Genomic DNA, 12,265 nt, shown 5'->3' on the forward strand with positions numbered 1-12,265 from the left:
GCCCATAGCGGGGTACTTGTGACGACATCGAGCGTTCGGACATGGCTGCGGCAGGTAAGCACGGTAGGGCTCCCGACACGCCGCATCGCTTCAGTGCGTCCGCGAGGTCGTCACCCTTCGGTACCCGGCTGAGGGTCAGTTTTTCGATGCGTCCGCAGGGTGGCGGCGGCGTTGGGATCGAACAACCCTTCCGGACAGGGCGTTCTGGTGGGGGCTGTGGTCCAGAGATTGGCTCAACCATGGATGGCCGCGTTCGGCGCGCCTGGCATGGTGGTGACCGTTCGGGTGCCCGGCAGAGGGCTGGTTTCGGTGCGTCCGCAGGGTGGCGGCGGTTGGGGATCGGACAAACCTCCCGGCCAGGGTCGTCCAGTAGTGGTGCTGTGGTCCAGAGATCTTGCCCAATCATGCGGGGCGCGTTGGCAGCCCTACCGGACTTACCCCTCACCTTTCGTGCGGGCGCTCGGTTCGGTCCTCGGTCACCCGGCTGTGGTCCGGTCCAGAACATTCCAGAAAGACAGAAAAGAGAATCGGTGCGGATGAACAGCTTCAGAGGCACTGTGGAGACAAACCGAAACAGTCGCATCCCGTAACGCATTGTGTACCAGTGGATTTCGATCGCGTGTCCAGTGTGAAGAGATCGAATTCAGACCCGATTTTCGATAGCTATCCGCTTTGAACGGCGATAGAATTCACACATGCGTTCGACCAGCCCAGCGGTATCAGCACAGCGGGTCACCGACCCGCTACTGACCGCCGCCACCGACCTCACCGCCACCACGGTGACGCTGTTCTCGGATGAGGCTGTGCTCGAAGCGATGCGCGAGTTGGAGAAAGCGCGGCGGGTGCTGGATTCCTTCGCCCACAAACTGATCGTGCGCGCCACCGAAGGCGGACTCCCCGCCCGCACCGGCGCCGGGACCACGAAGAAACTACTGATCCAAACTCTTCGGATTTCTCATGCCGATGCCGCCGCCCGCGTCGCGGCCGCGACGGCTTTGGGTGTGTGGCATGACATCCCGGGCGAGGATGTCGAGCCCCACCACCCCGCGACCGCAGCCGCCCAAGCCGAAGGCCAGATCTCCACCGACCACGCACGCGAGATCGCGAAAGTGTTGAAACGTGTCCCCGGCTCGACCGCGAACACCGATTTCGAAGCCGCCGAACAGATCCTGGCCACCGCCGCCCGTGCCGTGATGCCCGAAGATATCACCAACATCGGCCGAGACATCCTGGCACGCCTCGACCCCGATGGCAGCCTCACCAACGACAGCGACCGCCAACGCCAACGCAGCCTGCGTATTGGTCGGCAACGCGCTGACGGCATGTCGGCGATCAGCGGAGACATCACCCCCACCCTGCGCGCCCTGCTCGACCCTGTCCTCGCCAAACTCGGACGCCCGGGCATGAACAACCCCGACGACCCCGACAGCCCCTCCGGCAGCACCGAGCACATCGATCGGGAGGTGTTGGATGCCGCCGCCAAGCGCGATACCCGCAGTGCCGCCCAACGCACCCACGACGCGTTGGTCGCCCTGTTGTCGCCGGGCACCGACCCCGCAAACCTGGGAACCCATCGCGGGCTGCCGGTTTCAGCGATCCTGTCGATCAGCATCGAGGACATCGAGAACGCCGCCGGGGTCGCGACCACCGCGACCGGGGGCACGGTCCCGATCGGGGAAGCGTTGAAGCTGGCCGAACGGGCTCTGCCGTGGCTGATGGTGTTCGACCATGCCGGTGTCCCATTGCATTTGGGGCGCACCAAACGCCTCGCCAGCCCCGGTCAACGATTGGCGTTGATCGCTGCTCTGCGGGGCTGCACCCGTCCGGGTTGTGACGCCCCGGCGAGTATATGCGCGGTCCATCATGTCACCGACTGGAACAAACACGGCAACACTGACATCGGCAACGAAACCTTGGCCTGCGACCGCTGCCACGCCCTGATTCATGACGGGCCCGGCGGCTGGAAAACTGTTGTCCTCGGCAAGGGTTCGGATCATCCGGGCCGGACCGGGTGGATCGCACCACCCCACATCGACCCCACCCGCACACCCCGAATCAACCACCGCCACCACGCCAGCGAACTACTCGCCGAAACACTCGCACGCATCCACGAAGACAGAGAACACGACCGCGCACAGCGCCGACGCTGGCTCACCGAACTAGCGCCACGCAAGCCCGCCGCTGAGCCCGCGGTGCCGCCCCGCGCGGCGCCGCGAGATATCCGCGTCCGCAGCCGAACGGGCCCTGCCCCAGCCGTAGCGCGCAAGCCATAAACCGTTGTCCTGGACCATAATTCGATAACCCGGAAAGGTCCTGGATGGATCGCCTCTCCTGACATCGACCGCTGCTGGCCTCTGACAGAGTCTCCTCCACCAATCCAGCGAGTTAACTGGCTCGCCGACACTATCGCGCGCCCACGACCGTCTCGGAACCGCGGCTCTCGACAGCATCGAAACGAGTCACCGCGGCCGACCGCTTACACATCCTCCCTGCGGCACGGCACCAATGTGTCCGGCACCTAGCGCTATTCGTCGGGCGATGAGGCCGGTGCGGAGAGCGAGGCTAGGGCCCTCGGCTCGGAGTAACGCCGCCGGTCTGACGAATTCCTGAGTCGCGAGCGGCTGGTACAGGTCAGAGGTGGGGTTCGATTTCGGTGATCAGGTGCTTTTTGCCGGCGAAGCCGACTACGCGGTGGATTTCGTTGCCGTCCTTGAACATCAAGATGGCGGGGATGCCGCGGAAGTTGAAGCGCTCCCAGATGCCTTCGTATTGGTCGACATCGATCTTGCGGACGAGTACTCGGCCGGCCCATTGTTCGGAAAGTTCGGCTAGGACTGGGGTGACCTGGCGGCAGGGGCCGCACCATTCGGCCCAGAAGTCGACCAGTAGTGGGATGCCGGTGGAGCTTTCGGCGGGGATGTCTTCCGGGGTGATGGCGGTTAGTTTGTCGCGCGCTGTCAGGTAGAGCTGTTTGTCTTTTGCTTCTTGGGCGAGGACTTCGGTGGGGACCGGGTCGCCGTTGGTTCGGACCCAGGTCGTGAGGTCGGTGAGGCGTGGGCCGGGGGCGTCGGGTTCGCCGCAGGCTTCGCTGAGGGCGCGTGACAATTCTTGGAGCGCTTCGCCGGGGTGGTGGCCGGTGCCGGTCAGGTTGAAGGCTTGGGCCGTGACTGTGTCGCCGTCGCGTTGCAATTCGAGGTCTTGCCAGAGGCGGACGGTGTACTGCTCGTCGTCGGTGACTCGCCAGCGGACGGTGATGTCGCGGAGTTCCGCTACTTCGCGGGCGGTGGCTTCCGCTTCGGAAAGGTGGGTGCCGTGTTCGCGGACGTAAGCGGCGAAGGGTTCGAACTCCGGCGAGCCGGGGCCGGCGGCGATCTGCTGTTGCAGGCCGCCCAGCAGTTCTTCGTAGACCTTCGCCGCGCTGTCGCTCTTCGCGTCGAGGTGGAAGGCGGGCCAGTGGCCGATCGTGTGGCCGTCGGATTCCTCGATTTGGACTGTTTCGAGCAGCTTGATGATGTAGGTGCCCGCACCGGGCAGCGTGACGGTGAACTCGTGATCGCGCTCCATGGGACCCCTCCGGCGCTCGCAAACGACTGGAAACAATGCTAGATCCAGCGCCCGGCGCCCACTGCGGGTTGGCGAAACTTCGCCGCCAGGAAAGTGGAACCGATCTTGCCCACGCTGCGTCGAAGAAAGTGAACGCACTACGCAGGGAGAGATGTGGCCAAGGAGGCGCAGTTCGGGGTACAGCCCGCACAGTTGACGAGCATTTCCGCTACGTGGCGGCGGGAGGCGGGGGACCTCACGGGGCTGGTGTGGTCGGCGTTGTCCGAGGTCGGCGGCGAGGGCAGTGCGGTGCTGGCGGCGGTGCGGGACAGCGCGGATCCGGCGCGGCAGGCGGCGGTTTCGATCGCGAGCAGGTTCACGACGATGGCGGAGCTGGTGGACAAGTTCGCGGGCAGTATCGCCGAGCGGGATGCCGAGATCGCGGCGGAATTCGGGAAGCTGGAGGCGCGCTGATGCGGCCGACGATCTCGCAGCTGGCGGCGTGGAACCTCGCTGGGCTGCTGCAGGCGGCGAAGGTGGCGAACGAGAACGCGGTGACGCTGTACGACTCGCTCACGGATTCGTCGCGGGCGATGGACGCCGCGCAGGAGTGGCGGGGCCAGACCAGGGACGCGGCCTGGCGGCGCACGAACGAGGAGATCGAGCACGCGCACGAGGTGCGCGGGCTGCTGGTGCAGTTCGCCGACGAAGCCGCGGACGCGCACCGGGAATTCGAGACCGCCCGCACGTATGTGCTGGCGCAGCAGTCGACGGCACGGACCGCGGGCTGCACGGTCGGCGACACCGGCATGGTCACCCACCCGGACAGCGGCAACACCGAAGCCGGTGTCTTCCAACTGAATATCCTCGCTGGTCTGGACGAGATCGAGCGGATCGACAACAGCTATGGGGAACAGCTGCGCGCCATCCAAGCCGATCTCGCCGCGATCCGGGAAGGCCAGCAGGACATCATGTTCCAGGGCGTCCCCCGCGACCCGGACGACGTAATCACCCAACTGGCGGCGATGACCGCTGATCAGCGCGCGGCCGCGCTGTCGCAGCTGAGCCCATCGGATATCCGGGCCCTGGTAATCGCGAATCCGGATGTGATGGGCAATTTGAACGGTGTCCCGTTCCCGATCCGCATCGCGGCCAACGAGATCAATATCCGCAACGCCGTTCAGCAGGAGAAGCACAAGCCCAATCCCGATCAGGAGCGGATCAACCGTCTGGAGGGCCTGCTCGCGCCGATCGACGACCCGACCAAGACCGACAAGGTGCTCGGGAAGTCCGAGTCGGACAAGAAGCCGGAACTCGAGCTGGTGCGGACCGCCGGCCTCAGTGCCGCCGACGACGCGAAGCTGGACCGCAAATTCATCATGTTCCGGGCCGACGAGGGCACCGGGCACATGATCGAGATGGTCGGCGAATTCACCTCGGACACAAAGGGAGTCGGCGTCTACGTGCCCGGCACCTCGACCGATCTGGACGGTTCCGCGTCCAATCAGGCCGCCGCCTGGAACCTGGCCGACCAGACCAAGGGCCCGGTATTCCTCTACATGGAGGGCGATTTCCCACAGGATCTCGGCCCGTCCGGCGCGATGAACCCGCAGTACGCCGAGGACATGGCCCCCAAGTTGGTCGAGTTCGGCAAGGAGGTCGACCGCGAGGTCGGTCAACGGGCCCCGGGGACCCCGGTCACCTACGTCGGCCATTCCTATGGCGGTTCGATCGTCGGCACCGCCGAACAACAGGGCCTGCGCGCCGACCGCATCCTGCACGCCTCCTCGGCGGGCACCGGCGTGGAAGACAAGGCGTGGAACAACCCGAACCCGAATGTGCAGCGCTACTCCATGACCGCTCCCGGTGACCTGATCGGCGCCGCACAATCCGCGCCCCGGGACACCGGTCTCCCGTCCTGGCTCGACCTGCCCGGCATCCCGGAGAGCAACCCGCACGGCGGCCACCCACAGGGCACCGACCCGGACAAGATGCCGGGCGTCACCCGCCTCGACACCGGCTACTACGGCGATTACAACGGCGACGGCGAACAGGCGGTCGTCTTCGGCCCGGACGGCCACGGAAAGTACTGGGACGACCCGAATTCCACCGCCTTCCGCAATATCGCGGGCGTCATCGCGGGCGGCGAGGTACATGCCTACCGTGAGCGCGGCATCGAAACCGATTGGGTGGACATCGATCTCGGTGACGACGGCGATCTGAAAGACGAGGTCGCCGATCTGGTCGCCGCACAGGCCGCACAGCAGCTGGGCAAGAAGCCCTACGCCGACCCGCGCGTCACCGACAACGCCGAACTGGGACCGAGGATCCTGGCGTCATGAGATTCCTGCACGGTGTGCCAGTCCTGGTCGCGGCCGCGCTGCTGTCGACAGCGGCAACGTGCGACCCGTACAGCGGCGGGCCCACCGAGCAGGAGATCCTCGAAAAGTCCGGCCTCACCGTGGACAAGGCCGAGTTCGCGATGTTCGGCAATCTACTGGCCGTCTCCCCGGACCCGGGCCGGTCCTACAGCGTCGAATCCAGCCGCACCGGATGCCGCACCAACGCCTCGGCGATGACCGAAGGGCCGCCGTGGAAGTTGCGCGCCCAGGACGAATTCCCCAATCCCACACCGGAATTGGTTCGCGCCGCCCAGGACAAGCTGGCTGCGCTCGTCAAGCGCGACGGCTACCGCATGAAGGACGATCAAGCGCGCACCAAGTCCTTCACCAGCACCGCGGGTTACGAAGGCGGCGTACGCCTTTCGAACACGAATGTGCTCACCGTGTGGGCGACCACGCCTTGCGCCGCGGACATCCCATCCGCCGATGGGTCACTCGCGGCCACCTTGGCGCACATCCCCGCCCTCACCCGAAAAGCCGTGCAGGCCTTCAATAACGGCAACCCGCTGGATCTCTACACCATCACCTGCGGGCCCCTGAACCGGAAACTGACCGTCGGGCCGCAAACTCCGGAAAGGCAAGCCTTCGAACAGCAGATGAAGGCGAACGCCTCCGCCCGCGGCTTGGGGCAGGTCACCGAGATCGCGAACTACCGCTGGGCGGACAGCAGCGAGAGCGAGATCGCCGCGGACGTCACCGTCCGCTACGCCAAACACGCACCGGGCCTGGACCACACCAACAGCAAGCGCTACCGCGCGGTCTATCAGCAGATCTCCGGCGAGGCCGATCTGTGCTCCTTCGAGCCGGCCTGACTGGAGGCTGATGGGGATGTTGCAACCGCAAGTCCCCATCAGCCAGTCCATCTACTTCTCGATCCCCTCGAAGTCGAACAGCCCGTTCCAGGTGAGTTCGGCTTTCTTCACCTTGTCCGAGCGACCCGCGTTCGCCACGTAATCGAAGATCGGGATGTCGACCATGTCCCGGAACAGCAGCGTCTGGAACTCGCCGATGATCTTGTACGACTCCGGTAGCGACCCCGCGGCCAACGCGGCGTCCAGCAGCCTGTCCGCCTCCGGGTTTTTGTAGTCGATACTGTTGGAGCCGGAGTAGCTGTAGTAGTGCGGGGTCAGGAACTGCAGCATTGTCGGATAGTCACCCTGCCAGCCGTACCGGAACGCCTTGCCGATGGTGCGTCCGGTGATCTGCGTGCGAATGTCGCGGAACGTCGGGAACGGTACGCCGACCGCATCGATGCCCAGCACATTCTTCACGCTGTTGGCGACGGCTTCGATCCATTCCTGGTGTCCACCGTCGGCGTTGTAGGCGATCTCGTATTTGCCCGACCATGGCGAAAGGGCATTGGCCTGGGCCCACAGTTTCTTGGCCTCGTCCGGGTTGTATTTCAGCACCTCCGAGCCGGGCAGGTTGCCGTCGAAACCGGGCAGCACGCTGGAGGTGCGGTCGCGGGCCGGCAGGCGGGTGCCCTGGAAGATCTTCTCCGCCATCTGTTCCCGGTGGATCGCCATCGAAATCGCTTTGCGGCGCAGCACGCCTTCCTCGCCGGCGAAGTGCGGCACGGTGGGCTGGATGCCGATCTTCTGGTTCTGCGCGGTGGGCTTGGTGATCGCGAGGTCACCGAGATCCTTTTTGTAGGTGGCGAGCGCGCTGGGCGGGATGGTGTCGAGGGCGTCCAGGTTGCCTGCCTGCAGGTCGGCGTAGGCGGTGTCGAAGGACTGGTAGTGCACGAACCGCAGGCCGTCGTTCTTGGCCGGGCGGCCGCCCTTGTAGTCCGGGTTCTTGTCCAGGTCGATCTTGACGTTGTGTTCCCAGGTCTTGAACTTGTACGGGCCGTTGCCGACCGGCGCCTCACCGAAGGCCTTCATGTCCTTGAACGCGACATCGGGCAGCGGATAGAACGGCGCGTAACCCAGGGCGGTCTCGAAATCAATGGACGGCTTTTGCAATTCGACCGTGAAGGTGCTGTCATCGAGGACCTGGAGGCCCTTCATGGTCTGGGCCTTCGGTGGTTTGGCCTGCACCTCGTCGAACCCGAGAATCGGGGTGAAAACGTAGTTCTGCAGCTGGGCGTTGGTGGCGAGGGCGCCGTGGTTCCAGGCGTCGACGAAGTTCTTCGCCTTCACTGTGGTGCCGTCGGTGAATTTCCAGTTCGGCTTGATGGTGATCTTGTAGTTCTTGCGGTCGGTGGTCTCGATCTTCTCGGCCATCTCGTTGTGCGCGACACCGTTGGCGTCGTAATACTTCAAACCCGCGAACAACCGGTCGATGACCCGACCACCCATGTTTTCGTTGGTGTTGGTGGGCACCAACGGGTTCTGCGGTTCCCCGCCGTTGACGAGGACGATCCGGCCATCGGCGCTGTCGTCGTCGTTCCCGCATCCGGACAGTCCCAGGCTGGTGGCCAGTAGCACCGCCCCGGCCAACGCACCAGCTCTTGTGAATCTCACTGCGTTCTCCCAGATCTCGCTGAAACTATTTCTCGATGCCCTCGAAGTCGAACAGCCCGTTCCAGGCGAGCTCGGCCTTCTTCACCTTGTCCGACCGTCCGGCGTTGGCGACATAGTCGAGAATCGGGATATCCACCATGTCCCGGAGCATCAGCGCCTGCGCCTCGCCGATGATCTTGTAGGACTCTTCCAGCGAGGACGCCGCCAGCGCGGCATCGAGCAGCTTGTCGAATTCCGGGCTCTTGTAGTCGACATTGTTGGTGCCCGAGTGGCTGTAGTAGTTCGCGGTGAGGAACTGCAGCATCGTCGGGTAGTCACCCTGCCAGCCGTAGCGGAACGCCTTGCCGATGGTGCGTCCGGTGATCAGCCCGCGAATGTCCTTGAACGTCGGATACGGCGTCCCGACCGCTTCGATGCCGAGCACGTTCTTCACGCTGTTGGCGACGGCTTCGATCCATTCCTGGTGTCCGCCGTCGGAGTTGTAGGCGATCTCGTAGCGTCCCGACCACGGCGAAATGGCGTCGGCCTGGGCCCACAGCTTCTTGGCCTCGTCCGGGTTGTACTTCAGCGCCTCCGCGCCGGGCAGATTGCCGTTGAATCCAGGCAGCGTGCTGGCGGTGAAATCCTTCGCCGGATTACGGGTGCCGTGGAAGATCTTGTCGCAGATCTGTTCCCGGTTGATCGCCATCGACAGCGCCTTGCGTCGCAGCACTCCCTCTTCACCGGAGAAATGCGCCACGTTCGACTGGACGCCGATGTGCTGGTTCTGCGCGGTCGGCTTGGTGATCGCGCGGTCCCCGAGGTCGTTCTTGTAGGTAGCGATCGCACTCGACGGAATGGTGTCGAGGGTGTCGAGGTTGCCGGCCTGCAGATCGGCGTAGGCCGTCTCGAAGTTCTGGTAGTGCACGAACCGCAGGCCCTTGTTCTTGGCCGGGCGGCCGCCCTTGTAGTCCGGGTTCGGCTCCAGGTCGATCTTGACGTTGTGCTCCCACGTCTTGAACTTGTACGGGCCGTTGCCGATCGGGGCCGCACCGAAGGCCTTCATGTCCTTGAACGCCGCATCGGGCAGCGGATAGAACGGCGAGTAGCCCAGGCCGATCTCGAAATCGATGGAGGGGGACTGCAATTCGACGGTGAAGGTGCGGTCGTCGACGACCTTCAAGCCCCTCATCGTTTGCGCGGTGGGCTTTTCGGCGGAAACCTCGTCGAATCCGAGAATGGCGGTGAACACGTAACTCTGCAGCTGGGCGTTGGTGCCGAGGGCGGTGTAGTTCCAGGCGTCGACGAAGTTCTTCGCCTTGACCGTGGTCCCGTCGGTGAACTTCCAATCCGGCTTGATGGTGATCTTGTAATTCTTCCGATCGGCGGTCTCGATCTTCTCGGCCATCTCGTTGTGCGGCTGGCCGTCGGCGTCGTAGTACTTCAAGCCCGCGAACAACCGGTCGACCACGCGACCGCCCATGTTCTCGTTGGTATTTCCGGGAACCAGGGGGTTCTGTGGTTCACCACCGTTGGTGGTGACGATCCCCTCGTCGGCACTGTCGTCCGTACCGCATGCGGACAGGCCCAGGCTTGTGGCCAGTAACACCGCCCCTATCAACGCACCAGCTCTTGTGAATCTCACTGCGTTCTCCTGACATCGAGCAGAACCGGGGCGACCCTCATCCGACTGCCCCGGAATATATTCGGACAGTAGCGATTCCAGGTCTGCCTGTCCTGCGATCGACCAGGCTCAGCTGCGACACCACCGCGCGCCGACGAAGCGCGACTCACGAGTAGCTATGACTCGGCAAATCAACCGATACGGCCCGGCGGCCGCCCGCGGCGACACCGCCGGGGCACTCGAGCGGCAACCCGCGATTCGGGGATTTCGAAGCGAATTGGGTACCCAGTGGATCCGAATTTCAATCAACTTGTTCTAAAGAACACATTAGCCAGACGCTATCACTGTGCAACATGCCCTATGAAAAGCATTGCGGACCAGCACTTTCAGCAGGTCGACCCGGGGAGCGCCGCCGCAGTCAGGTCAAATGACCAAGGTGCATAACGGCTTGGTTACGGTTAACTTCCCTTCGTGCCGAACCGGACAACCGGGACGCCACCACCCGTGTCGCAGATATCCGCCTGATGGAGTAAACCTTGCGCATCCTGCTGGTCGCCAGCGCGTTCAACAGCCTCACGCAGCGCGTCCACACCGAATTACGGGACCGTGGACACCATGTCGGGGTCGAGCTGGCGTTAGGTGACGAACCACTCCGCGCAGGGGTCGCACGCTTCGGACCCGACCTGATCCTCGCGCCGATGCTGACCAGGGCGATCCCGGAAGACATCTGGACCGCGCACACCGTGCTCATCGTGCACCCGGGCCCCAAGGGCGACCGGGGACCATCGTCGCTGGACTGGGCGATTTCCGAAGCCGCCCCGAGCTGGGGCGTGACCGTCTTGCAAGCCGTCGCGGAGATGGATGCCGGTCCGATCTGGGCGTCGGTGCCGTTCGCGGTGACGCCGGTCGGCAAGAGCGCGCTGTACCGCAACGAGGTCGCCGATGCCGCCCTGACCGCGGTGCTGCTGGCAGTGGAACGCTTCGAAGCCGGCCAATTCGAGCCGGAGCCATTGGACTACAGCCGCCGCGACGTGAAGGGCAAGCTGCGCCCCTACCACGTGCAGCAACACCGGCGCATCGACTGGGACATCGACGACACCGCCACCGTGCTGCGCAAACTGCGGGCCGCCGACTCCCAGCCCGGCGTGCTCGACGAACTGTTCGGCCGCGAGTTCTTCCTGCACGGCGGGCACAACGAGGATCAGCTGCGCGGCGAGCCCGGCACCGTCATCGCTACCCGCGACGGCGCCATCTGCCGGGCCACCGTCGACGGCGCGGTCTGGCTGCCCCAACTGCGGGCCCGGCGGGCGCCGGATGGACCCCCGACCTTCAAACAGCCCGCGACCGATGTCCTCGGTGAGCTCCTACCCAGCGTCCCGGAAGTCCCGGTCTCCCCCGCCGCGGCCGCCACCCGCGACACCTGGTCGGAAATCCGCTACCGCGAAGTCGCCGGGGCGGCCGGAAAATACGGCTCGGTCGGCTATCTGGAGTTCGCCTTCGCCGGCGGCGCGATGAGCACCGGCCAGTGCCGCCGCCTGCTCTACGCCTACGAGCAGGCCCGCACCCGCCCGATCAATGTGCTGGTGCTGGGTCCGGAACGGGACTTCTTCTCGAATGGCATCCACCTCAACGTGATCGAGGCCGCCGCCGATCCGGGCGCGGAGTCCTGGCGCAATATCAACGCGATGGACGACCTGGTCGAGGCCATCCTCACCACCACCGACAAACTGGTGATCTCGGCGTTGCCGGGCAATGCCGCGGCCGGTGGCATTATGCTGGCGCTGGCCGCCGACGAGGTGTGGTGCCGCGAATCCGCCGTCCTGAACCCGCATTACCAGCTGATGGGCCTCTACGGGTCGGAGTACTGGACCTACACGCTGCCGCGCCGGGTCGGCGCGCAGACCGCGGAACGTCTTACCCAGCAAACACTTCCGGTGGGCGCGCGCGCCGCCCGCGCCCTCGGCCTGGTCGATCAGGTAATCCCGGGCAGCCCGGCGGCTTTCTGGGCGTGGGTCCGCACCGAGGCTGCGGCGCTTGCCGATTCGCCGGAACTGGCGGAGCGGCTGGTGGAGAAGAAGCGCCGCCTCGCCGCGGACGAGGCCGTCAAGCCGCTCGCCGCCTACCGCGCCGAGGAGCTCGCACGGATGAGCGCGAACTTCGCTCCCGGTTCGCCGTACCACCAGCTACGGCAGAACTTCGTCCACAAGGTCTGCGCGACCGCGACCCCGTCGCATCTGCTCGGCTGAAAACAA

8 protein-coding genes are annotated in these 12,265 nt (G+C 65.0%); 5 read left to right on the top strand and 3 right to left on the bottom strand.

The window, feature by feature from the left end; genetic code table 11:
- Positions 1-695 precede the first annotated feature (695 nt).
- Positions 696-2,273 (top strand): HNH endonuclease signature motif containing protein, encoded by a 1,578-nt coding sequence (locus IBX22_RS12640; RefSeq protein ID WP_194815454.1) that lies wholly within the window; start codon positions 696-698, stop codon positions 2,271-2,273.
- A gap of 358 nt (positions 2,274-2,631) precedes the next feature.
- On the opposite strand, the gene IBX22_RS12645 is transcribed toward IBX22_RS12640, so the two are convergent.
- Positions 2,632-3,564, bottom strand: coding sequence for a co-chaperone YbbN (locus IBX22_RS12645; protein WP_194815455.1), 933 nt, complete (start codon positions 3,562-3,564; stop codon positions 2,632-2,634).
- 153 nt (positions 3,565-3,717) lie between these two features.
- On the opposite strand from IBX22_RS12645, the gene IBX22_RS12650 reads away from it, so the two are divergent.
- Genes IBX22_RS12650 through IBX22_RS12660 form a run of 3 tightly spaced genes read left to right on the top strand, consistent with a single transcriptional unit; the run spans position 3,718 to position 6,757 of the window.
- Positions 3,718-4,017, top strand: coding sequence for a hypothetical protein (locus IBX22_RS12650; RefSeq protein WP_194815456.1), 300 nt, complete (start codon positions 3,718-3,720; stop codon positions 4,015-4,017).
- Complete coding sequence (locus IBX22_RS12655; RefSeq protein WP_194815457.1) at positions 4,017-5,885, top strand: alpha/beta hydrolase; 1,869 nt, start codon at positions 4,017-4,019, stop codon at positions 5,883-5,885. The genes IBX22_RS12650 and IBX22_RS12655 overlap by 1 nt, the downstream gene beginning before the upstream one ends.
- Entirely contained in the window at positions 5,882-6,757 is an 876-nt protein-coding gene (locus IBX22_RS12660; RefSeq protein WP_194815458.1) for a hypothetical protein, read from the top strand. Before IBX22_RS12655 ends, IBX22_RS12660 begins: the two co-directional genes overlap by 4 nt.
- A gap of 51 nt (positions 6,758-6,808) precedes the next feature.
- Here the strand turns inward: IBX22_RS12660 and IBX22_RS12665 are convergent, their stop codons facing one another.
- Positions 6,809-8,410, bottom strand: coding sequence for an ABC transporter substrate-binding protein (locus IBX22_RS12665; protein ID WP_309234563.1), 1,602 nt, complete (start codon positions 8,408-8,410; stop codon positions 6,809-6,811).
- Positions 8,411-8,435: 25 nt separating this feature from the next.
- A complete protein-coding gene (locus tag IBX22_RS12670; protein ID WP_309234564.1) occupies positions 8,436-10,034 on the bottom strand; it encodes an ABC transporter substrate-binding protein in 1,599 nt (532 codons plus the stop codon).
- Between the two features lie 515 nt (positions 10,035-10,549).
- On the opposite strand from IBX22_RS12670, the gene IBX22_RS12675 reads away from it, so the two are divergent.
- Positions 10,550-12,259 carry a hydrogenase maturation protein gene (locus IBX22_RS12675; protein ID WP_194815459.1) on the top strand — a complete coding sequence of 570 codons (1,710 nt, stop codon included), beginning with the start codon at positions 10,550-10,552 and terminating at the stop codon, positions 12,257-12,259.
- Positions 12,260-12,265: the final 6 nt, after the last annotated feature.

The organism is Nocardia sp. XZ_19_385 (assembly GCF_015355755.1).
Taxonomy (GTDB): Bacteria; Actinomycetota; Actinomycetes; order Mycobacteriales; family Mycobacteriaceae; genus Nocardia.

Coding starts and splice junctions, on each gene's coding strand:
- IBX22_RS12660 (WP_194815458.1), top strand. CDS start 5,882: ATGAGATTCCTGCACGGTGTGCCAGTCCTGGTCGCGGCCGCGCTGCTG.
- IBX22_RS12655 (WP_194815457.1), top strand. CDS start 4,017: ATGCGGCCGACGATCTCGCAGCTGGCGGCGTGGAACCTCGCTGGGCTG.
- IBX22_RS12640 (WP_194815454.1), top strand. CDS start 696: ATGCGTTCGACCAGCCCAGCGGTATCAGCACAGCGGGTCACCGACCCG.
- IBX22_RS12645 (WP_194815455.1), bottom strand. CDS start 3,564: ATGGAGCGCGATCACGAGTTCACCGTCACGCTGCCCGGTGCGGGCACC.